Source organism: Allopontixanthobacter confluentis (assembly GCF_009827615.1).
Lineage (GTDB): Bacteria > Pseudomonadota > Alphaproteobacteria > Sphingomonadales > Sphingomonadaceae > Allopontixanthobacter > Allopontixanthobacter confluentis.
Genome location: NZ_WTYU01000002.1, coordinates 145,997 through 169,126, shown reverse-complemented (window position 1 = coordinate 169,126; position 23,130 = coordinate 145,997). Strand labels below are relative to the sequence as shown.

General features: G+C 60.6%; 17 protein-coding genes and 1 riboswitch. Of the genes, 12 read left to right on the top strand and 5 right to left on the bottom strand.

Annotated elements, in window-relative coordinates; all coding sequences use genetic code 11:
• Positions 1–35: 35 nt before the first annotated feature.
• A complete protein-coding gene (locus GRI44_RS09130; protein ID WP_160601511.1) occupies positions 36–965 on the top strand; it encodes a polyprenyl synthetase family protein in 930 nt (309 codons plus the stop codon).
• A gap of 7 nt (positions 966–972) precedes the next feature.
• Here the strand turns inward: GRI44_RS09130 and GRI44_RS09125 are convergent, their stop codons facing one another.
• Both GRI44_RS09125 and GRI44_RS09120 read right to left on the bottom strand, forming a co-directional pair.
• Positions 973–4,590, bottom strand: coding sequence for an AAA family ATPase (locus GRI44_RS09125; protein ID WP_160601510.1), 3,618 nt, complete (start codon positions 4,588–4,590; stop codon positions 973–975).
• Positions 4,591–4,794: 204 nt separating this feature from the next.
• Positions 4,795–6,606 carry a DEAD/DEAH box helicase gene (locus GRI44_RS09120; RefSeq protein ID WP_160601509.1) on the bottom strand — a complete coding sequence of 604 codons (1,812 nt, stop codon included), beginning with the start codon at positions 6,604–6,606 and terminating at the stop codon, positions 4,795–4,797.
• 300 nt (positions 6,607–6,906) lie between these two features.
• On the opposite strand from GRI44_RS09120, the gene GRI44_RS09115 reads away from it, so the two are divergent.
• The 10 genes from GRI44_RS09115 to GRI44_RS09070 all read left to right on the top strand — a co-directional run bounded on the left by GRI44_RS09115 (position 6,907) and on the right by GRI44_RS09070 (position 19,313).
• Entirely contained in the window at positions 6,907–7,920 is a 1,014-nt protein-coding gene (locus tag GRI44_RS09115) for a LacI family DNA-binding transcriptional regulator (RefSeq protein WP_160601508.1), read from the top strand.
• Between the two features lie 136 nt (positions 7,921–8,056).
• Complete coding sequence (locus GRI44_RS09110) at positions 8,057–9,043, top strand: ArsR/SmtB family transcription factor (RefSeq protein WP_160601507.1); 987 nt, start codon at positions 8,057–8,059, stop codon at positions 9,041–9,043.
• Positions 9,040–9,969: a methylenetetrahydrofolate reductase [NAD(P)H] gene (gene metF / locus GRI44_RS09105; RefSeq protein ID WP_160601506.1), complete on the top strand. Its 930-nt coding sequence runs from the start codon at positions 9,040–9,042 to the stop codon at positions 9,967–9,969. The genes GRI44_RS09110 and metF overlap by 4 nt, the downstream gene beginning before the upstream one ends.
• Positions 9,966–11,012 carry a homocysteine S-methyltransferase family protein gene (locus GRI44_RS09100; RefSeq protein WP_160601505.1) on the top strand — a complete coding sequence of 349 codons (1,047 nt, stop codon included), beginning with the start codon at positions 9,966–9,968 and terminating at the stop codon, positions 11,010–11,012. The genes metF and GRI44_RS09100 overlap by 4 nt, the downstream gene beginning before the upstream one ends.
• Positions 11,013–11,030: 18 nt before the next feature.
• Complete coding sequence (metH, locus tag GRI44_RS09095; RefSeq protein WP_160601504.1) at positions 11,031–13,655, top strand: methionine synthase; 2,625 nt, start codon at positions 11,031–11,033, stop codon at positions 13,653–13,655.
• An 87-nt stretch (positions 13,656–13,742) separates the two neighbouring features.
• Positions 13,743–13,840: riboswitch (glycine riboswitch) on the top strand.
• Between the two features lie 198 nt (positions 13,841–14,038).
• A complete protein-coding gene (gene gcvT, locus GRI44_RS09090; RefSeq protein ID WP_160601503.1) occupies positions 14,039–15,196 on the top strand; it encodes a glycine cleavage system aminomethyltransferase GcvT in 1,158 nt (385 codons plus the stop codon).
• A complete protein-coding gene (gcvH, locus tag GRI44_RS09085) occupies positions 15,193–15,564 on the top strand; it encodes a glycine cleavage system protein GcvH (protein WP_160601502.1) in 372 nt (123 codons plus the stop codon). The genes gcvT and gcvH overlap by 4 nt, the downstream gene beginning before the upstream one ends.
• Before the next feature lie 70 nt (positions 15,565–15,634).
• Entirely contained in the window at positions 15,635–16,993 is a 1,359-nt protein-coding gene (gene gcvPA, locus GRI44_RS09080) for an aminomethyl-transferring glycine dehydrogenase subunit GcvPA (RefSeq protein WP_160601501.1), read from the top strand.
• 32 nt (positions 16,994–17,025) lie between these two features.
• The gene (gene gcvPB / locus GRI44_RS09075; protein WP_232843159.1) at positions 17,026–18,555 is read left to right on the top strand and encodes an aminomethyl-transferring glycine dehydrogenase subunit GcvPB; all 1,530 of its coding nucleotides are present in this window, start codon (positions 17,026–17,028) and stop codon (positions 18,553–18,555) included.
• A 74-nt stretch (positions 18,556–18,629) separates the two neighbouring features.
• Complete coding sequence (locus GRI44_RS09070; protein ID WP_160601499.1) at positions 18,630–19,313, top strand: tetratricopeptide repeat protein; 684 nt, start codon at positions 18,630–18,632, stop codon at positions 19,311–19,313.
• Between the two features lie 2 nt (positions 19,314–19,315).
• Here the strand turns inward: GRI44_RS09070 and GRI44_RS09065 are convergent, their stop codons facing one another.
• Together GRI44_RS09065 and GRI44_RS09060 are read right to left on the bottom strand one after the other, a co-directional pair.
• Entirely contained in the window at positions 19,316–20,587 is a 1,272-nt protein-coding gene (locus tag GRI44_RS09065) for a lipopolysaccharide biosynthesis protein (protein ID WP_160601498.1), read from the bottom strand.
• A 20-nt stretch (positions 20,588–20,607) separates the two neighbouring features.
• Positions 20,608–21,426: an NTP transferase domain-containing protein gene (locus GRI44_RS09060; protein ID WP_332872397.1), complete on the bottom strand. Its 819-nt coding sequence runs from the start codon at positions 21,424–21,426 to the stop codon at positions 20,608–20,610.
• A 44-nt stretch (positions 21,427–21,470) separates the two neighbouring features.
• Here GRI44_RS09060 and GRI44_RS09055 point away from each other — a divergent pair, with 44 nt between their 5' ends.
• Positions 21,471–22,247 carry an Nmad3 family putative nucleotide modification protein gene (locus GRI44_RS09055; protein WP_232843092.1) on the top strand — a complete coding sequence of 259 codons (777 nt, stop codon included), beginning with the start codon at positions 21,471–21,473 and terminating at the stop codon, positions 22,245–22,247.
• Here GRI44_RS09055 and mmsB read toward each other — a convergent pair.
• Positions 22,244–23,110, bottom strand: coding sequence for a 3-hydroxyisobutyrate dehydrogenase (mmsB, locus tag GRI44_RS09050; RefSeq protein WP_160601496.1), 867 nt, complete (start codon positions 23,108–23,110; stop codon positions 22,244–22,246). The genes GRI44_RS09055 and mmsB overlap by 4 nt on opposite strands.
• Between the last annotated feature and the right edge of the window lie 20 nt (positions 23,111–23,130).

The window sequence follows — 23,130 nt, the reverse complement described above, 5'->3', positions numbered from 1 at the left end:
TGCGGGGTGACAAAAGGGTAATCAGGGGGTTTTTTGTGGACACAATTACAGCCGGGATCGTGGCACAACTGGGCTTCGATGATGAAATGGCAAAGTTGCGCAGCCTGCTGGATGGCTGGATTGCCGAGGCAGCAGGTGACCTGCAGCCGCTCCTGCAATGGCAGTTTGATGCAGGGTCGAAATATTTCCGGCCGCTGACCGTTTTTGGCTGTTATCGGGCCAGTTACCAGCAGCCCATTCCCGACACCATCATCCGGTCTGCCGCCGTGCTGGAAATGATGCATAATATGTCGCTGGTGGTTGATGATATTCTGGACCAGTCGGACGAACGGCGCGGCAAACCGACCATGCATTCCAAATTCGGGATGCTTCCGGCGCTGATGGCATCCGGCTTCATCGTGGCAGACGGTTTTGCCATGTCAGCGGATGATCCGCACGATATCCGTCTGTTTGCCGATCTGATCAAACGTCTGGGGGTGGCGGAATGCGCGCAGTGGCGGCTGCGGCGCCAGCCACTGGGCGTGGCCGACTGGGAAGGCATTGCGGGCGAGGATACAGGATCGATGTTCGAAACCTGCGCCTGCCTTGCCACCCGCGATGAAACCTTGCGAAAATTCGGCCGGCTGCTGGGGATGCTGTATCATGGCTGCGATGATGTGGGCGATGTGAAGGGGCTGACATCGCTTGGCGGCGGGGGCGAGGAAGATTTGCGCGACGGCATCCTGACGCTGCCTGCAGCGCTCGCCATTCAGGATGAAACGATCAGGGACATGTTTTGCAAGGCAGAGCCGACTGACGACGAATTGCAGGCCATTTCGCAGGCCATGATTGCCCAGCTTCCCGCCGCTGACGCCCATCTCGACCAATTGGCAGTGGAGGCCAAATGGGAAGCGCAAATCCACACCAGGGACGCGTCCGTGCTGATTGCACTGGTGGATTATACCCGCGAATTATCCCGCCGGTAAACCGCGCCTAACTGGTGAGCGCGCCCGATAATTGCGCCAGCGCATCGCGCGCGGGCGCCAGCGCCGGAGTGTTCGTGTCCGGGCCCGCACGGCCCAGCGTGGTTTGCAGAATATCCGCCGCTTCGCTGCGGCGGCCACCATCGGCCAGATGGAGGGATAGCTGGATGGCTGGCGGCAATTCCAGCGCCAGCACGCCCATTTCGGCCGCCATGCTGATGGCGCTGCGGTAATCCGCCTCAGCAGCGCCCTCATCACCTGCGGCCAGTTTCAGTCTGGCGCGAATTTCTAGGCTCTGGGGCCGCATCACGCGTTCCTGCGGATTGGCGATGAGCGCTTCTTCCACCGTTTCCAGGGCTTCATCCAACCGGCCATGGGCTTCCATCGCCATGGCCATGCGGTTCATGTTGATTGTCAGCCCGACCAGCGCATTGGCTTTGGCCATCTGGTCGATGGTGTTGCGCATGGTGGCAATATCATCTTCGCCCGACCCGCCCGCCGCCGAAATCCAGCCAAATTTTGCCCGCGCCAGGTGGGCGATATAGGCAAAGCCGTTTTCCTCGCACACATCCAGCGCGGTTCTGGTATGCGCGATGGCCGCTTCATAATCGCCTTCAAAGGCGGAAAATGTGCCAGCAAAATGATTGGCCACCGCTGCTGCGTAAGGCTGGCCGCCATTATCAGAGATCTGGATTGCCGCTGCGATACGCTGGGCGCCAAGATCGGACCGCCCCGATACCCACGCGGCAAGCGCGGCAACGCCAATGGCCACCACATCGTCACTCGGGGAATGGCTGACCCCCTGTTTGCCGATGACCTGCTGCAAACCGGCATAATCTGTTTCAAAATCCCGCAGCCGGCCGGTATAAAAGCTGGTCTGGATGCGCGCATTGGCATGGAAATAATACAGCCACGGTATCTCTTCGCCTGCGGCAGTTTCCTTGCTCAGGCTCATCACCCGCTGGGTTATGGCGTCTGCCTGCTGGTAATCGCCTGCGGTGATGACAGCGCGCCACAATTGGGATTCCTCCACCAGCACCTTGCCCAGCATTCCGGCCTGTTTCGCCAGCGCCAGCGCGCGGCTGGCGGCTTCCACCGTAACCGGATCGGCATAGCCATGGGTTTGCTGCAAGGCGCGGTTAAGCGCGCTCCACAGGCCAGTTTCCTGCTCGTCGCGCGCAGGGCCGGCCGGCTGTTTTTCCAGCACCGCAAGGCCATGGCGGAAATGGGCGGCCGCTTCCTTGCAGGCACCGCGATCATACGCATCAAGGCCCGCTTTCTGCCATGCGGCCACCGCTTGCGCCACATTGCCCGCACGGGTCCAGTGGGTGGCGAGCAATTCCTGCTGGGTTTCGGCAATGGCGGGAAAGTGGTCCACGATGGTGCGGGCAGCAAGGCCATGCAATTCGCGCTGACGGCGTTTGGGCAACGTATCGTAGGCGGCATCCTGCACCAGCGCATGTTTGAACCGGTAGGTGGAATTGGGCGGCGCGCCGCGCATGAACAGCAATTGTTCATCAGCCAATTGCGCCAGAAGAACGCCCATTTCAGCTTCTGGATGGTCGCTGATGGCGGCCAGCAGGGCATGGGGAAAATCACGGCCCAAAATGGCCGCGATCTGCAGCAATTCGCGGGCTGGCCCCAGCCTGTCCAGCCGCGCGGCGAGCAGGCTGCGCAAGGTGGGGGGAATTGCAGCCTGACCACCTTCGCCGTGGCTGGTGGCAATCAGCCGCGCCAGTTCTTCGGCAAATAGCGGCACGCCATCAGCGCGGTCCAGCACCGTCTCGATGGTTGCTGTGTCAATGCCGCCGTCGCCCGCCGCTTCGGTTATGATGGCGCGAATTTCAGCTTGGGCCATCCGGCCCAGATTGATCCGGCTGTGGTTTTCCCGTTCCGACCAGGGCGCAGCAAATTCCGGTCTTGCCGTGCCGATGATGAGCAGGCGGTCATCGTCGGACTGTTCCACCAGCATCTGGATGATTTCCATGCTGGACGGGTCGATCCACTGGCAATCATCCACCAGCAGCACCAGTGGCTTTGTTCTGGCCAGCGCGAAGGTGGCTTCCACCAGCGAGGACAGCAGCTGGCTGCGCTGCTGTTCCTGCGTGATATTGGGCGCGGGAACATCATCTGGCAGGGTCAGGCCGATTACCGGCGCAATCAGCCCCAGCAGACGGGCAGGCAGGCCCAGTTCTACGAAAATATCGGCCAGCGTCGCTGCCGGATCACTCGTGTCGTCATGGCTGCTGCGTTCTTGCGCCAGGTGCAGCAGCATTTGCCCGATGGCATGGTAGGGCGTGTTGGGGAACAGCGATGCGCCCTGCAGCGTGACCCAGTAATGATCATCTGGCGCCAGCGATGCGCTGAATTCGTCAATCAGCCGCGTCTTGCCAATTCCCGGCTCGCCGCTGACCAGCACGAATTGCCCTTGTCCGCTGCGTGATTTTGCCCAGCGGCGCTGGATCTGGGCCAGTTCGTCCTCGCGGCCGAAAAAGCCGGTGGCAAGGCTGGATGCCCAGCCGCGCATGGTGCTGCCGCCACTGCGCGCACCGGCCACGGTGTAAAACTGCGTGGGGCCGGTTTGGTCGCCTGTTTTTTCCAGCGCGAATGCCCGCGCTGCCAGTTGATGGACAGGCTCGGTCACCACGACCGTCCCAGCACCGGCCAGATCGCGCGCGGTTTTGGCAATGGCCGATCCATCGCCGAACATTTCGGTTTCGCCGCTGGGGTCCGCTGTTACCAGCACATCGCTGGTGTGAATACCGGCCTGCAACTGCATGGCGGTGCCGGTCTGCGCCACAAGGTCAGACATCAGCGTGGCGGTGCGGTCCACCAGGCTGAGAGCCGCGCGGATGGCGCGCTGGGCAGCGTCTTCCTGCGCTGCGGGATAGCCGAACAGGGCGGTGATGGTGTGGCCGTCCCATTTCGCAGTGGCGCCGAAACTTTGGACAATGGCGTTGAGCGGCGGCTGGATGGACGACAGGATTTCGTGCCAGTCTTCCGGGTCCATCGACGATGCAAGTTCGCGCCCGTTGGACAATCTGGCAGCCAGAAATGTTATCTGCCGCCTTTCGCTGGAAGGGGCAGAATGCCGCAAATGCTGTTTTGCAATTACGTGGGGTGCAGCGCCGGGCATTTGCCCAGCAGATGGGGCTGCAGATGGCCCAGAAGATGGCCCAGATGATGGCACAGCAGATGGTGGGGCAGCGGGTGATCGGGGCTGCCGCGCGCGGTGCATCGGGCCGATGAATTCGCGCACATGGCTGACAAAATGCTGCCATGCCGGATCTTCTGCATCGCCGTTCCAATTGGTCAGATCTGCCGTTTGGGTCAGTTCGAACATGATCGGCCGTTCGCACGGCCCTATCATGCAAGGCACAAATGTGCCCGCCCGCTGCGCCAGCGTTGCCTCGGCGCGGACCCACCGTGACTGGACAGAATTACCGGACCACAGGACCACCACTGCGCGTGCATCGCGCAGGGCTTTTTCCGTCACTTCATCATAAACCTGGCCAGCGCGAAGCGACACGTCCCACCACACCGACAGGCCTGCCGCTTCAAAAGCGCGCACGAACAGGTCGGCTGATGCCTGATCGCCGCGATTGTAGGAAAGGAAAATATCTTCCAAACACCATCCTCAATTGCGCGACCGGGATGATGTTACAATATCCGCAGCAGGCCGCCAAGAGAGTTGATGGCGAGGATTATCCGCCCGCGTGTGTGCCCACTTGTTTGGGGGCGTGCCTACCGTGAAAAACAAAACGCCGCCGGCCCTGGTGGGGACTGGCGGCGTTTTGTCGGATAGGGCAGCGATCAAGCTGCGTGCAGTGGTTTAACCGCGCGGTTTCTTGCCGCCCTTGAATGGTTTGGCGTGGACGCGTGGTCCGCCCCTGCCGGTGGGCCCTTCAGCGCGTGGGCCACTATGGCGCGGACCATCACGATTGGGGCCATCACGGTTTGGACCATCTCTATTCGGCGCTCCGCGTGGCGGGCCTTTGCGGTGGGGCTTGCTGTTATTGCGCGCCTGTTCGCGGGGGCCACCTTCGGAACGTTCGATGTGAACCGGCTCGTCATCGCCTTCGGCATTGGCAGTGCGCTTGATGGCATCTTCGAACTTGTCGGAAATCGGCCGCGGAACCTGGAAAAACGTTTCTGCAGGGCCAATCCGGATGGCACCGATTTCATTGCGGGTAATATGCCCGCGGCGGCACAATAGCGGCAGGATCCAGCGCGGATCGGCATTCTGACGGCGGCCTAGGTCCATCCGGAACCAGACCGTATCTTCGAAACCGGGGCGGTGGCGGTCCTGCTGGGCTGCCTTGCGTGCTTCGGGCGTGTTTTCGATCAGTTCTTCAGGCTGCGGCATGGCGGCCCGGTGGGCGCGGACCAGTGCTGCGGCAATATCTTCGGGCGAACGTTCCGCCATCAGCTTGGCCGCCAGATTGCGGTCTTCCTCGTCCACTTCGACAGGGGCCAGAAGGGCGGTCAGCAAACGCTCACGGTCTTGCTTCTGAATTTCCTGCGGGGTGGGGGCGTTGATCCAGTCAGCGTTGATCTTGGCACCGCGCAGCATGGATTCCACACGCTTGCGGCGGGGGTAAGGCACCAGAATGACGGCGGTGCCTTTCTTGCCGGCACGGCCGGTGCGGCCCGAACGGTGCTGCAAGGCTTCTGCATCGCGCGGGATTTCCACATGGATGACCAGGCTGAGCGTGGGCAGATCGATGCCGCGGGCGGCAACGTCTGTGGCCACGCAAACGCGGGCGCGGCGGTCACGCATGGCCTGCATGGCCTGGTTACGCTCCGACTGGGAATGTTCACCCGACAGGGCCACCACGGCGAAACCGCGTTCCTGCAAGGTGGCATGAAGACGGCGCACATTGTCACGCGTGGCGCAGAACAGCATGGCGGTTTCCGCTTCGTGGAAACGCAGCAGATTGACCACGGCGTTTTCGATTTCGGACGGTGATACGGTCACTGCCTGATAGGCAATGTCGCCATGGCCGCGATCATCGCCCACGGTGGAAATGCGCAAGGCATCGCGCTGGTAACGCTTGGCCAGTGCCACGATCTGGCGCGGCATGGTGGCGCTGAACAGCAGGGTGCGGCGGCCTTCCGGCGTGGCGTCGAGAATTTCTTCCAGATCTTCGCGGAAGCCCATGTCGAGCATTTCGTCCGCTTCATCCAGCACCACTGCGCGCAATGCGGAAAGTTCCAGCGCGCCGCGTTCCAGATGGTCACGCAGGCGGCCCGGTGTGCCGACCACGATCTGCGCGCCGCCACGCAGTGCGCGGCGTTCCTTGGATGCATCCATCCCGCCGACGCAAGTGGCGATCCGGGCGCCTGCCTTGCCATACAGCCACATCAATTCGCGGCTGACCTGCAAGGCGAGTTCGCGAGTCGGCGCGATAACCAGAGCCAGCGGCGTATTGGCCTGCGGCACGGTGCCGTCTTCAGCCAGCAATTGTTCGGCCATGGCAAGGCCGAAAGCCACGGTTTTGCCAGAGCCGGTCTGGGCCGATACGACCAGGTCGCGGCCAGCGGCTTCTGCTTCGATTACAGCGGCCTGTACGGCAGTGGGTTTTTCGTAGCCGCGTTCGGCCAGCGCTTCGCCAAGAAATGGCGGGAGATTGTCAAAATTCATGGGACTCGCATCATCAGGGGTCGCATCAGCGACTGGGTAGGGAACGGGCCGGGCTTGTCGCAGGTTGCCTGCGAAGACCAAGGTTTAAAGGCGCGCTACCGCCAGTGCCGACCGGTCAATTCATGCGCCCATACACACTTATCACCCGTTTGGCTTCAACTGTTTTGTGCAACTGCGAAAAGACATGGGCAAAGGGCCGCTTTTTGTGGCGCATTGCCACCGCAGACATGCCAAGGCATATACAGCCACACCGTCTTGAGGGGGTCATTCAAATTGCCGGATCGCAGACCGCGGGCACGCGTGACATCATTCGACGTTGCCGAACATGCAGGTGTCAGCCAGTCAACCGTGTCGCGCGCTCTGGCCAATTCCAGCGCCATTACCGAAGCCACGCGCGCACGGGTGATCAAATCTGCCGAAGAACTTGGCTATATGGTCGATGCACGGGCAGCGCAGCTGCGGCAAGGGCGCACCGGCACGCTGGCCGTGGTGGTCATCTGCCGCCCGGACGAGCCGCCAAGCGAAATCAATCCGTTCTATTTCTCCCTGCTGGGCAGTGTTTGCGCCGCAGCATCGGGCCAGGGCTACCAGACGCTGGTGTCGTTCCAGGCTTCGGCGGATCAATTATTCGGCAAATATGAGGAAAGCGGGCAGGCCGACGGGGTCATTGTCATAGGGACCACTTCCAATGATGCGGCATGGCGATATTTTCGCAGCATCAGCGCGGATAACAGATCGGTGGTTTTCTGGGGCTCGCCATTTGACGATCTGGAATGGATCCGGTCGGATAATTACGAAGGGGGCCTGATTGCCGCGCGCCATCTGATCGCGGCGGGTTACCGCAATATCGTCCATCTTGGCGCGGTCGATTCGCCGCAGCGCCAGTTCCGGGAGCGGTATGAAGGATATGCCCAAGGCATGACCGAAGCGGGCCTTGAGCCGCGCCTGCAACAAGTGGATTACACCGATGACCGCGCGACACAGGGTCACAAGGCCATCCGCGCCCTGATGGATGCCGGAGATCCGTTCGATGCATTGTTTGTGGCGTGCGATTCGATTGCCCTCGGCGCGATGGAGGAATTGCGGGCCAGCGGCATTTCTGTCCCCGAACAATGCGGACTGGTTGGTTTTGACGGCGTTCGTGCCGGCATCCATACTTCCCCGCCGCTGACATCCATCGAACCTGATTTCGATGTCGCAGGGGCCATGCTGGTGGCCAATGTGCTGGGGGCCAGTGCTATGGGGACGGCAGCGCGTCCCGTAGCCGAACGGCGGGTTCCGGTGCGTTTGTTGGAGCGCGGAAGCGTGAAATAGCTAGGTCCGACGAGTTCGAGAGCGAATAACTGCTTGGTGTATGTCGGGCGGCGCTCCAACAATGCCCGGCAAATATACAAGGCGGTCCAAAAAACCTCGCTTGCAGATATAAAAATATCTTTATATGCTGCTTCGTATGCATATCGAACCAATCGTAAAGGCTTTGGCCGACCCCACCCGCCTTAGAATCATGCGACTCATCGGCGTGATCGAACTTGCCATTGGCGAGTTGGCTCAGGTCCTATGTCAAAGCCAGCCACGCGTTTCCCGCCATGTCGGCATTCTGTGTGATGCCGGTCTGGCCGAGCGAAATCGCGAAGGGAGCTGGGTTTTTCTTCGCGCCCGTGCTGGCCGCGACCGGGGCAGCCCGATGGGCGAGGCAGTGGCTCATCTTCTGGCTACAGCGGAACGCGAGGATCCTGAATTCGCCGCTGCTTGCGCTGATGACCGCCGCCACCTGGCCGCGATCCGGGCATCTCGTGAAGAACACGCCGCCAGTTTTTTTGCCGCTCATGCCGAAGAATGGGACCAGTTGCGCAGCCTGCACAGCCCCGATCAACTGGTGGAAGAACGGTTGATTGCGGCATTGGGCGATCATGCCCTTGGCGCTGTACTGGATATTGGCACTGGCACAGGGCGCATGGCGGAATTATTTGCCCCGCGCGCAGGTTCGATTGTGGCGTTGGACAAAAGCCTCGACATGTTGAGAGTGGCGCGCGCTAAATTGCAGCATCTGCCCGCAGATGCGGTTGAACTGGTGCAGGGCGATTTTGCGGCGCTGCCATTTGCCCCGCAGCGCTTCGACACTGTCTTATTGCATCAGGTGCTGCATTTTGCGCTCAATCCTGCTGCCGCATTGATGGAAGCTGCCCGGGTTACCCGCGATGGTGGCCGCATCGTCATCATCGATTTTGCCAGTCACGGGCATGAAGAACTGCGCGACCGTTATGCCCATGTGCGCCTTGGTTTTACCGACGCTGCGCTTGCTGCCATGATGGCGCAGGCAGGCTTCGAGCCGGCCCCGCCCATCGCGCTGGATGGCGGCGAACTGATGGTCAAGATCTGGATGGGTTCACGCCGCGCCAATCAAATATCTGCCGACCAAACGAAGAGTGTAAAATGACCCATTCCCTCGATCTGGCGCAGGAAGCTAGAACCGCGCATGATAATCCGCTGTTTGCGTCCCTGCCGGGCGACATTTCAGCATCGTTCGAATTTTTCCCGCCGAAGAGCGAGAAAATGGAAGCGATGCTGTGGGATGCCGTGCAACAGCTGAAACCGCTCGGCCCGGATTTTGTGTCCGTCACCTATGGCGCCGGCGGTTCCACCCGTGAGCGGACGCATAATACTGTCGCGCGGATCATTGCCGAAGCGCATATCCCTGCAGCCGCCCATCTGACCTGTGTCGATGCGTCCAAGGCAGAAATTCGCGAAGTGGCCGAGCAATATTGGGAAGCAGGCGTGCGGCATATTGTTGCACTGCGCGGCGATGCCGGTGAACCTGGTGCGCCATTTGTGCCCCATCCCGATGGCTACGCCAGCGCCGCGGAACTGGTCGCCGGTCTCAAGACCATCGCCGATTTTGACATTTCGGTGGCTGCCTATCCCGAAACGCATCCCGATGCGCAGTGCCCCGACAGCGATATTGATAACCTCAAGCGCAAACTGGATGCAGGCGCCAGCCGGGCAATTTCGCAATTCTTCTTTTCACCGGAAGTGTTTTTCAGGTTTCAGGACAAGCTGGCTGCCAAGGGTATTGATGCGCCGGTGCTGCCCGGCATCCTGCCGGTTACCAATGTGGCCCAGGCGCGCAAATTTGCCAGTGCCTGCGGTGCTGCCATCCCGCCGTGGATGGATGGCCTGTTTGACGGGCTGGATGCGCGGCCTGCTGCGCGCCAACTGGTGGCGGCCACAGTCGCTGCCGAATTATGCCGCCGGCTTTATGCAGGCGGGGTGCGCCAGTTTCACTTCTACACGTTGAACAGGGCTGATCTTGCATATGCCATCTGCCATCTGCTCGGCATGCGCCCGGCTGGGGAAAACCAATGACCGCACGTGAAAAATTCAGGGCCGAAGCGGCCAAAAGGGTGCTGATTTTCGACGGCGCCTTTGGCACCCAGATCCAGGACCGGAAACTGCAGGAAGCCGATTATGCGGGCGATCTTGGCCTGAAGGCGGACCAGAAGGGCAATAATGACATTCTCGCCCTGACCCGGCCTGATGTCATTTCCGATATCACCCGCGCGTATTTTGATGCCGGTTCCGACGTGGTTTCCACCAATACGTTTTCTGCCAACACCATTTCGCAGGCCGATTATGCAGCGGAACATCTGGTGGCGGAAATCAACATCGCTTCGGCCCGCATCGCGCGCACACTGGCAGATGAATATGCCGCAAAAGATGGCCGCCCCCGGTTTGTCGCAGGGGCGATCGGGCCGACCAACAAGACATTGTCGCTATCGCCAGACGTGGAAGACCCCGGTTTTCGTGAAATCACTTTCGACTATCTGGTCGATGTCTATCACGCACAGGCAGCCTCCCTTATCGAAGGCGGGGTGGATTTCATTCTGGTGGAAACCATCTTCGATACGCTGAATGCCAAGGCAGCCATTTTCGCCATTCGCAGGCTGGCCCGCGAATTGGGTCGCGATGTGCCGATCATGCTGTCCATGACGCTGACGGACCTGTCTGGCCGCAATCTGTCGGGCCATACGGTGGAAGCATTCTGGTATGCCGTGCGCCATGCCAATCCGCTGACCATCGGGCTGAACTGTTCGTTCGGCGCGGAACAATTGCGCCCGCATATCCAGCTTCTCAGCCGGATCGCGGATACGCTTCTGCTGGCCTATCCCAATGCCGGTCTGCCCAATGAACTGGGCGAATATGACGAACAGCCGCAGACCACTGCGGGCCTGGTGCGCGAATGGGCCGAACATGGCCAGGTGAATGTGCTGGGCGGATGCTGCGGTTCCACGCCTGCGCATATTGCGGCCATGGCCACGGCGGTTGCAGGGCTGGCACCGCGCCCCATTCCGCAGGCTGATACCTTTACCCGGCTCGCCGGGCTTGAACCTTTTACTTTGGCCGCCTGAAGGCGACAGGATAGACCCATGACTGCCCTTACAGGATCGCAATTCGTCAATATTGGCGAGCGCACCAATGTCACCGGTTCCGCCCGGTTCAAGAAACTGGTCATGGCCGATGATTATGCCGCGGCCGTGGAAGTCGCGCGGCAGCAGGTCGATAATGGTGCCCAGATCATTGATGTGAACATGGATGAAGGGCTGCTCGATGCTGTCCATGCCATGACCACTTTTCTGAAGCTGATCGCCGCAGAACCCGATATTGCGCGGGTCCCCTTCATGATCGACAGTTCCAAATGGGATGTGATCGAAGCGGGCCTGAAATGCGTTTCGGGAAAGCCGATCGTGAATTCCATTTCCATGAAGGAAGGCGAAGACGCTTTCCTGGAACAGGCGCGCAAATGCATCGATTATGGCGCTGCCGTGGTGGTGATGGCGTTTGATGAAACCGGGCAGGCCGACACCAAAGAACGCAAGATTGAAATTTGCAGCCGTGCCTATGCATTGCTGACCGGGATCGGCTTTCCGCCCGAAGATATCATCTTCGACCCCAATATCTTTGCCGTGGCCACCGGCATCGAGGACCATGACCGCTATGGTCTGGATTTCATCGAGGCCGTGCGCCAAATCAAATTGCGGTGCCCCCATGCCAAGACATCGGGCGGGCTGTCCAACCTCAGCTTCAGCTTCCGCGGCAATGAAACCGTGCGCCGCGCCATGCATTCGGTGTTTCTTTATCATGCGATCCCCGCCGGGCTGGACATGGCCATCGTCAATGCGGGGCAGCTGGATATTTATGACCAGATCGACCCTGTGTTGCGGGATGCGTGCGAAGATGTAATCCTGATGCGGCCGGTGGCAGGCGCAATGACCGCCACCGAACGGCTGATCGAACTGGCCGAAAGTTACAAGGGCAAGGACCCGGTGGCGGAGAAACAAGCCGCGGAATGGCGCGGGTGGCCCGTCGAAAAACGGCTGGAACACGCGCTGGTCAAGGGCATCGATGCCGATATCGTGTCTGATACAGAAGAAATGCGCGGCCTCATCCAGCAGCGCGGCGGGCGCCCCATCGAAGTAATCGAAGGCCCGTTGATGGACGGCATGAATGTGGTGGGCGACCTGTTCGGCAGCGGCCAGATGTTCCTGCCGCAAGTCGTCAAATCCGCTCGCGTGATGAAAAAGGCCGTGGCCCACCTCATCCCCTTCATCGAGGCGGAAAAGGAAGCCGGCGCCAAAGCCAAGGGCAAGATCATCATGGCGACCGTGAAAGGCGACGTGCATGACATTGGCAAGAATATCGTCGGCGTGGTGTTGCAGTGCAATGGCTATGAAGTGATCGACCTTGGGGTGATGGTGCCATGGCCCAAAATCCTCGAAATCGCGCGTGCCGAGGATGTCGACATGATTGGCCTGTCCGGCCTCATCACACCCTCGCTGGATGAAATGGTGACCGTGGCCGAAGAAATGCAGCGGGCAGGCATGACCATGCCGCTGCTGATCGGCGGGGCCACTACCAGCAAGGTGCATACAGCCCTGCGGATCGAACCTGCCTATACCGGCCCTGTTATCCATGTGCTGGATGCCAGCCGCGCTGTCGGCGTGGCGTCCAAATTGCTGTCCGATACGCTGCGGGATGATTTTGTCACCGAAACCGCAGCGGATTATGCCCATGTCCGTGATGTGCGGGCCGGCAAGACGCAAAGCGAATTGCTGAGCATTGACGATGCGCGGGCCAATGGCTTTGCCGCCGACATGAGCGACAAATCGGCTCCGCCGGTAAAGCCGGGTGTGCATGTGTTTGACGACTGGCCGCTGGCAGATCTGCGCGAAGTTATCGACTGGACGCCGTTTTTCCGCGCCTGGGAACTGCATGGCACCTATCCGGCCATTTTGCAGGATGACGTGGTGGGCGAAAGCGCGCGGTCCCTGTTTGCTGACGCACATGCCATGCTGGACCGGATGATTGACGAGAAATGGCTGACTGCCAAGGCTGTGTGCGGGTTCTGGCCCTGTGCGCGTGATGGTGATGATGTAACCATCCATCTGCAGACAGAAGACCATGTGGTGCTGCCATTCCTGCGCCAGCAGGTACGCAAATCACGCGGGCGCGCCAATTATTGCCTAGCCGATTTCATCGATCCGGCGGGGGACTGGATTGGCGGGTTTGCCGTGGGCATTCACGGAATTGACGAACATTCAGCCCGGTTCCAGTCGGACAATGACGATTATTCCGACATTCTCCTGAAAGCGCTGGCTGACCGTTTTGCCGAAGCCATGGCAGAACGGCTGCACCAGCATGTCCGCACCGATCTGTGGGGATATGCCCCGCACGAACAGCTGACCAATGAAGCGCTGATCAAGGAACAATATCGCGGCATCCGCCCCGCGCCGGGCTATCCGGCCTGCCCTGATCACAGCCTGAAGCCTGCCTTGTTCGACCTGCTGGATGCACCTGCCAATGCCGGGCTGACGCTGACGGAAAGCTACGCCATGTGGCCCACATCAGCGGTAAGCGGCTTTTACTTCGCCCATCCCGAAGCATCCTATTTCGGCGTGGCCCGGATTGGCCGCGATCAACTGGAAGATTATGCAGCGCGGCGCGGGGTGGATATTGCCACCGCCGAACGCTGGCTGCGCCCTAATCTGGATTGATGACTAATCGTGATTGACGGCCAATCTCGATTGACCGGGACTGGACAATCGACCAAAGCAAATTTGTCGCCGGGGGAGTGATTCCCCGGCCATATCGCGGGAGAGATCGTGTGCTTTTGCCGGCACATGGCGCCGAAGGAGCAACCGCCCCGGAAACTCTCAGGCAAACGGACCGCGATGTGGCAGACACTCTGGAAAGCGAATTTCGGCCATCGAATGACGGCTGCCGTTCCACCGAAGGGGTAATCCGGCGCTGCCTGTTACAGGCGTGCAGGGCGAAGCTCTCAGGTTTCCCGACAGAGGGGGTATGGTGAAGGTGCTTCTTCGCAGGAGTATTGCCGTATCTGCGCCATAGTTGCGCCATATCTGCCGGGAACTGCCCAATGACCGAAGACCAGACCGAAACCCATCCTGACGACATGCCCGAAGTGCAGGTGCTGCCGCTGGATGCGTGGCATCGCGCAAAAGGCGGGCGGATGGTCGATTTCGCCGGTTACCAGATGCCCATTCAATATGAAGGCATTGTTGCCGAACATGACTGGACGCGCGGCCATGCTTCGCTGTTTGATGTCAGCCACATGGGCCAGCTATCGCTGGAAGGTGACGGCGCGGCAGAAGCACTGGAAACTCTGCTACCGGGCGACATTGCCGGGCTGAAACCGGGCCGGATGCGCTATTCTCTGCTGCTGGATGATAATGGCGGCGTGCTGGACGATCTGATCGTCACCAATGTCGGCCCGCATCTGGGTCTGGTGGTGAACGGCGCGATGAAATGGGACGATATCGCCCATCTGCGCGAACATCTGCCCGATGAAATCACCCTGAAGCACCATGCCGACCAGGCTCTGCTGGCATTGCAGGGCCCCGAAGCTGCCGCGGTTCTGGAAACGATCCTTCCCGGCGTGGGCGAACTGGTGTTCATGACCGCTGGCGCGTTCGACTGGAATGGCACGCCTCTATGGGTCAGCCGCGCCGGTTATACCGGGGAAGACGGCTTTGAAATTTCCGTTCCTGCCGACAAGGCCGAAGCATTGGCCGATGCGCTGGTGGCAGACGCCCGTGTAAAGCCCGCCGGGCTGGGCGCGCGCGACAGTTTGCGGCTGGAAGCAGGCCTGCCGCTGTATGGCCATGACCTTGATACAAATACCGATCCTGTTTCTGCCGATCTGCTGTTTGCGCTGACGAAAAAGCGGCGCGAAACTGGCGGGTGGATGGGGCATGAAAATGTCGTCCGCCTGCTGGCGCAAGGCCCGTCTGTCAAACGGGTGGGGCTGGTGCTGGAAGGGCGGCTGCCTGCCCGCGAAGGCGCGCTGGTATTTTCCGGCGATACGCAGGTGGGCAGGGTCACATCGGGCGGCTTTTCGCCCACGCTCGGCCATCCGGTGGCCATGGCCTATGTCGATGCAGCGCATTGCGCCCTTGGCACGGATTTGCAGATAGAAGTGCGCAACAAGCGGCTGGATGCGCGTGTCGCGCCGATGCCTTTCGTGCCCCAGAATTACTATCGTGGCCCAACTTCCCTGTCAGGAGACACCAAATGAGCCGTTATTTCACCGACGAACATGAATGGATCGAAATCGAAGGCGATACTGCCACCATCGGCATCACCGATTACGCGCAAAGCCAGCTGGGCGATATCGTCTTTGTCGAAGTGCCATCAGCCGGCACGCAAGTGACCAAGGGCGCAGATGCTGCTGTGGTGGAATCGGTCAAAGCGGCGTCAGACGTTTACGCCCCCATCGCCGGCACCGTGCTGGAAGGTAATCCGGCGCTGGAAGAAGACCCTGCGCTGGTCAACACCGCCCCTGAAACAGATGGCTGGTTCTTCAAACTGACAGTGGCTGACAAGAGCGAACTGGACGGGTTGATGGACGAAGCTGGCTACAAGGCATTTGTCGCAGGCCTGTAAGGGTCGCGCCCCAAACGGCGAATGATGCTGCATTGATCCTGCCCCTGCAGGATTGCGAGGAAAAACAACGATGCGTTACCTCCCCCTGACCGATGCCGACCGTTCGGCAATGCTGGAAACCATTGGCGCGCCCGATATTGACGCGTTGTTCGTGGATGTTCCGGCTGAAGCCCAGCTGGACGGGCCGATCCGCGGCCTGCCGATGCATGCCAGCGAACTGGCAGTGGAACGCCATATGGGGCGGCTGGCAAAACAGAACCTTGCCGCCGGTGACGCACCGTTTTTCCTGGGCGCAGGGGCATATCGCCACCATGTTCCGGCCAGTGTCGACCATATCATCCAGCGCGGCGAATTCCTGACGGCCTACACGCCTTACCAGCCGGAAATCGCGCAGGGCACGTTGCAGATGCTGTTTGAATTCCAGAGCCAGGTGGCGCGGCTGTATGGCTGCGATGTGGCCAATGCCAGCATGTATGACGGGTCAACCGGCTGCTGGGAAGCAATCAGCATGGCGCGGCGCATTACGCGCAAGAAACGCGCAATCCTGTCGTCCGGCCTGCACCCGCATTATGTATCCGTCATCAAGACAATGGCGCGCTTTACCGGTGATGAAATCCAATACACTGCCCCTGTGATGGATGCTGCGCCTGATTATGCCGCCATGCTGGATGCGATCGATGACGATACCAATTGTGTCGTGGTCCAATATCCTGACATTCTGGGCCGCATCGGCGATTTGTCCGCCATTGCCGAAAAGGCGCAGGCGCATAAGGCGCTGCTGATTGCCGTGGTGACAGAGCCGGTTGCCCTCGGTGCGATCAAGTCGCCGGGTGAAATGGGCGCGGACATCGTGGTGGGCGAAGGCCAGTCGATCGGCGTGGGCCTGCAATTTGGCGGGCCGTATCTGGGCCTGTTCGCGACCCGTCAGAAATATGTGCGGCAAATGCCGGGCCGCTTGTGCGGCGAGACCGTGGATGCCGAAGGGCAGCGCGGCTTCGTGCTCACCTTGTCCACCCGCGAACAGCATATCCGCCGCGAAAAGGCGACATCCAACATCTGCACCAATTCGGGCCTGTGCGCGCTGGCGTTCTCCGTCCACATGACGCTGCTGGGCGAAAAGGGCCTGCGCGCTTTGGCGGCAGAAAACCATCGGCTTGCCTGTGTGGCCGCAGATGCGCTGGCAGCAGTGCCGGGCGTGACTGTCCTCAACGATGCGTTCTTCAACGAATTCACGATTCAGATCGACGGTGATGCCCGCGAAGTGGTGCGGGATCTGGCGGACAAGAACATTCTTGCCGGTGTTTCGCTGGGCAGGCTTTATCCTGATGAAGCAGATCTTGCCGGCGGGCTGCTTGTCGCAATTACCGAAACCACGAGCGAGGACGATATCAACGCCCTTGCCGCATCGCTGAAGGAGGCGCTGGCATGAACGCTCCCAATAAGTCCGGCTGGAAGCCTGCGATGAATGCTGATGGCGAAAGCATCGGTGGGCCAGCGACCCACACGGGCAACCGCGCCCTGATGCTGGAAGAAAAGCTGATTTTCGAAATTGGCGGGACGGACACCACCGGTGTCGACTTGCCCGCGCCCGATTTATCGGCCCCGCGCCGCATGGGCGGATTGGATCGGGATGCCAGAATTGGCCTGCCCGGCCTGTCAGAACCGGAAACCGTGCGCCATTACACGCGCCTCAGCCGCCAGAATTACGCCATTGATCTGGGCCTGTTTCCGCTGGGCAGTTGCACCATGAAGCATAATCCGCGCCTCAATGAAAAAGTCGCGCGGATGCCCGGTTTTGCCGATCTGCACCCGATGGCACCCAGCACCACCACGCAAGGCGCGCTGGCGGTCATTCATGAACTTGGCGAATGGCTGAAAACGCTGACCGGAATGCCTGCTGTCGCGATGAGCCCCAAGGCCGGCGCGCATGGCGAATTATGCGGCATTCTGGCAATCCGCGCCGCATTGGAAGCGCGCGGCGATGCGCGCAAGGTGGTTCTGTGCCCTGAAAGCGCGCATGGCACCAACCCTGCCACGGCAGCTTTCGCCGGATACGAAGTGGAAGATATTCCCGCAACGCCGGAAGGCCGGGTCGATCTGGCTGCGCTGGAAGCACGGCTGGGGCCGGATGTGGCCGCGGTGATGATCACCAATCCCAACACCTGCGGCCTGTTCGAACGCGATTTCCGCAAGATTGCCGATGCGGTTCACGCTGGGGGCGGGCTGGTCTATTGCGATGGCGCCAATTTCAACGCCATCGTTGGCCGTGTTCGCCCCGGTGATCTGGGCGTGGATGCGATGCACATCAATTTGCACAAGACATTTTCCACCCCGCATGGCGGCGGCGGACCAGGGTCCGGCCCGGTCGTCTTTTCCGAAGCTCTGGCACCGTTTGCGCCGTTGCCTTTCGTCGAAAAAAACGATGATGGCTTCGTGCTGGTAGAAGAAGAAACCGCTGGTGATCGCCATTCCAACAGCTTTGGACGGATGACTGCCTTCCATGGCCAGATGGGCATGTTCACCCGCGCATTGACCTATATCCTCAGCCACGGCGCTGACGGGCTGAAGCAAGTGGCCGAAGATGCCGTGCTGAACGCCAATTACGTCCTGCGCAAACTGGAAGATGTGCTGCACGCACCTTTTGCCGATAGCGGCCCGTGCATGCATGAAGCGCTGTTTGGCGACAAAGGTTTTGCCGAGGGCCTGTCCACACTGGATCTGGCCAAGGGTCTGATCGACGAAGGCTACCACCCGATGACCATGTATTTCCCGCTGGTGGTGCATGGCGCGATGCTGGTCGAGCCGACAGAAACCGAAAGCAAGGCCGCGCTGGACCAGTTCATCGGTGCGATGCGCAGCGTGGCGGAGCGAGCGATTGCCGGCGATGAAACGCTGAAAACCGCGCCGCATTATGCCCCGCGCCGGCGGCTGGATGAAACGCTGGCGGCGCGCAAGCCAGTGCTGGCCTGGGCTGAACCTGCCGCGGAGTAAACCTTGCTTGCTGGCGCATTACAATGCGTTGTCGGGGCGTTGTCGAACGATTTTATCAGTGATAGCTGCCGGTGATGGACAAAAACACATCATCGGCAGGCCTTTCGCCGCATACCGCGGGAGCAGTGCCAGCAAAAAAGCGGCTGGGCCTGTTGGTATTCATCACCGGAACGGCGCTGGTGGCAGCGGCGATAGGCTACCGCGCGATTACTGCACAACACAAGGTGGAACCGGTGGCCAGCGCGGATGCGCCGACGCTGTCGATCAGGCAGATGCAGGCCCGCGCTGAACGTGAGCCTAAAAACGCCGCGGTATGGCAGGAACTGGCGGCCGCGCATTTTGCAGCTGGCGGCTATGGCGAAGCCGCCACAGCCTATAAGCAGGCCATCGAAAATGATGCTCAAAATGCAGAGCTTTGGTCTGCGCTGGGCGAAGCCCGGGTGATGGCAAGCGAGAGCGATCCATTGCCCGGTGATGCGTTGACTGCTTTCAGAAAAGCGGCCGATCTGGACCCGTCCGATCCGCGAGCGCGCTATTTTCTGGCGGTTCGTAAGAATCATGATGGCAATCATCAGGGCGCGCTGGATGACTGGCTGGGGCTGCTCAAGGATACGCCGCCGGGCGCAGTATGGGACACCAATCTGCGCCGTACTATTGAACAGGTGGGCGCGGCGAATGCGATTGAAACTGCAAAACTGGTGGCGCGGATCGACCGCGAACGCAGCGCAAACAGCACACGCAGCGATTTAGCGCAGTAAGCCTAAACTTTTGGCTGCGGTGTTTCTGCAGGTTCAATGGTGATGCGGATTTTCGCCAGCGACAGAACCGCCACGTAAAATCCGATCACGGCCAGCGCGCTTGACCCCAAAATGGTGAACGCCGCGCCTTTCAGCCCGTTCCATTCCATCGCCGTAGGCAGCAGCGCCATGGCCAGCAAGGTGGGGGCAGCGCGGGTGAGGAAGGCTGTGCCTGCCCGTCCGGCTGAAACCAGCAGCGATTCCAGACTGGCCCCGACCAGTTCAATCGCGCCTGCCACAGCCAGAATGACCATGGCCCAATATACAATGCGGAATTCCGGCCCGGCAATGGCAACCAGCCCCCAGCGGCCAAACAGGATGGCAATGCCGACTGCCACAATGCCGCCAACCAGTGCCAGCTGCGCCATGCGCCGGGCGATTGCGACTGCATTGTCCTGCGCATGCACCAGTTCAGGATAGATCGCCTTGGACACTGTTTGGGCTAATTGCACCAGCGCCTGACCCAGCTGTGATGCCACACGGAACCCGCCCGCAAAGGCCTCGCCGCCAATCGCGCCGACCAGCAGGATCATCACTTGCTTGCCGCCCACTGCAAGGCTGCCGGACATGTTGGTGGACCAGACAAAACGCCATGCTTCGGGATGATGGCGGGGAATGCGAAACAGGCTGATCTGCGAAAAATCGATTTTCTGGTCCCGCGCCGCGATGATCCAATAGGCCGCCGCCACGGCGACTTCCGATGCTGCCCAGGCCAGGATGAAACCCGTCACATCGGGCATATACAGCACTGCCAGGACCGCGCCTGCCGCCCGCACGATCGGCTGGACAGCATCAGCGGCTGTTGCCAGCCCATATTTGAAGCGCAGGCGCAGAAGGCCCGTGGGTGTGCTGCGGATGGAAGCAAGCGACACGAGGCAGTAACACAGCGCCAGCCCATGCAATTCAGAGGGCAGCGGCAGCCAGAATCTGGTTGAATACACAAGGCCGGTGGCAAGAATTGCCCCCAGCAGCAGGCTCATCATGTCGAGCGCAATGGCAAAGCCGGTTGCTTCACCGGCGTTTTCCGTTTCTGCGCCCCAGCGGATGACAAATTGCCACGTCTGGAAATTGGCAATGCCGGTGACAGTCTGGCCCAGCGCCACGATCAGCGCGAAATAGCCGAACCCTTCAAGCCCCAATGTGCGCGTTGCCAGCGCCAGATAGACCAGGCTGAGGACAGCATTGAAGCCGCGCCCACCCAGCAGCCATCCGATATTGCGCATAAGGCGGCGCATGGCGTTGGCCCCCGGGCCGTTCAGGCCCCAGCCGCAGCTGAAGCCGCAGCCGCAGTTGCAGCGCGGGCTGCCAGCATCTTTTCGGTCACGTCATAAGTGCGCTGGTTATCGACATCGATCGCATATTCGCCTTTCGACATGATAATCGCGCTCAGTTTGAAACCGAAGCGGCGGGACAATTTGGCGAACAGCGGATCAATCGCGCCCCAGCCGAGGCGGAACCGGATGAGGTTCATTATGCCGAATGCCTTGGCAATACGGCGGGGGAATTTCACGAACTGGCCGCCATTGCGGAATATTTCCGCAGCAGACAGCGCCTCTGGCGAGCCGATCCAATAAGTGTTGCAGTTGGAAAAACCGCCATCGCGAAATTCGTAAAAGCGTTTCTGGCCATCGGGATCAGCGGCCTGCACATCTTCCTTGCGGGCAAGGGCCGCGGCGGCCCCGGCCTTGGCGGCCAGCGCCTTGTCGATAAACTCGGCATAGCCTTCCGGGGTCACCAGCACATTGTCGGCAGTGGTGATCATAATCGGAAACTCGGCGCCCTCGGCACCGGAAAACACGCTGTCGACCAGATTGAACGCACCCGGACGGAAGACCAGCCGGCCTTCGTCCTTCAGTTGCTTCACCAATGCGATGGCTTCGATTTCGTCCGGCTCATGCGAGACAATGCGGATTTCGGCCACTCGGTCGCACGCGGCCAGGGCAGTCACGACATGTTCGATAAGCGGCTTTCCGCCCACAGGAACGACGCATTTCTGCGCCACACCGGCATTTGCGGCCAGCGGGTCGAGGACGCCGGATCGTTTTCCGGCAAGGATCAGGGCTGTAACTTTCACAGCAACGCTCCCTAAAGCCGTGTTCATTTTACGCAAGACTTGTCATGGCTTGGCCAGATTGGCGTGTTCTGGCGGAAAAGGGCGGCATCATGCGGATTATCTTCAGCCGCAAGGGCTTTGACAGCGCGGCGGGCGGCGGTGCATCGCCCATTGTGGGCGGCACACCGGTCAGCTTGCCGATCCCCGGCGGCGGCTTTTCGCGCACAACCTATGGCGATCTGGGCCTTGGCGCTCTTGCGGGTGCGGCCAGCAGGGGCAGATTGAGTGCTGATGACTTGTGCCACCATGATCCGATGTTTCGGGCTGATGGCACGTGCCTGTTCGGCCAATGCGGTGCGGCGCAGACGCATCTGGCCAACCAGCAGGTCGGCATGGGCGATATATTCGTGTTTTTCGGCCTGTTCCGCGAAGAAGCGACGGGCGAAGCACATCACCGGATTTTCGGTTTTCTGAAAGTTGAGGGGCTTATCGACCTCGCGACCTGCCCCGATGCGGTGCGTGAGGCGCTGGCAGACATCGGCCACCCCCATGCGCTGGGGATGCATGGCCGGAATGATGTGATTTACTGCGGGCGGGGCAGCACGGCCCGTTCAGCTCAGCCCGCTCTGCGCCTGACCGTGGAAGGCGGCCCGCCCAGCCTGTGGCACCGGCCCCCATGGCTGAAGCAGGGCGGTTTGACCTATCACGACCGACCGGACCGCTGGCTGCGCGGCAGCCGTCTGCAAAGCGTGGCTCGGGGGCAGGAATTCGTGGCCGATATCGGCCGCAGGCAGGCCCCGAGCGACTGGCTGGGCGGCATTATTGCCGCCATCGAAGGCTAGAGCGATTTGATGATGGCGGAAAAATCGAGGCCGCCGTGATTTTGCGAGAAAGCCTCGTATAATTGCTTTGCATGGTTGCCCAGGGGCGTGTCCGCGCCTGCCGTTTCGGCGGCTTCCATCGCCAGCTTGAGGTCTTTGAGCATCAGCGCTGTCGCAAAGCCGCCTTGGTAATCATTGTCAGCCGGGCTTTGCGGGCCAACGCCGGGGACAGGGCAATAGCTGGTCATGGACCAGCACTGGCCTGAACTGACGGAGCTGATATCGTAGAAAGTCTGCGGATCGAGGCCCAGCTTCTGCGCCATGGTGAAGGCCTCGCATGTGCCGATCATCTGGATGCCCAGCAGCATGTTATTGCAGATTTTGGCCGCCTGCCCGGCGCCTGCATGGCCTGCATGGATGACGGCCTTGCCCATTGCGGACAGGACCGGTTCGGCGCGCTTGAATGCATCATCGCTGCCGCCGACCATGAAAGTGAGCGTGCCGCCGCTGGCAGCTGCGATGCCGCCCGATACGGGCGCATCGACCATGTCATAACCGGCATTTGCGGCAGCTTCCGCCACTTCGCGAGCTGTCGCCACGTCGATGGTCGAACAGTCCATCAGGATGGCATCAACAGGGGCATGGCCGATGACATCGGACGTGAAGACACGTTTCACAATGCCGCCATTGGGCAGCATGGAAACCACGGCTTCTGCGCCCTGAACAGCTTCCCGTGCGGTCGGGAATGTTTCGCAGCCATTGGCCTTGGCCTGCCCCAGCGCCACTTCACTAAGGTCGAATGCGCGCACATTGTGGCCTGCCTTCACCAGATTGGCAGCCATGCCGGCGCCCATATTTCCAAGGCCGATGAATGCAATTCTCATTGTGTCTCTCCGATTATGAA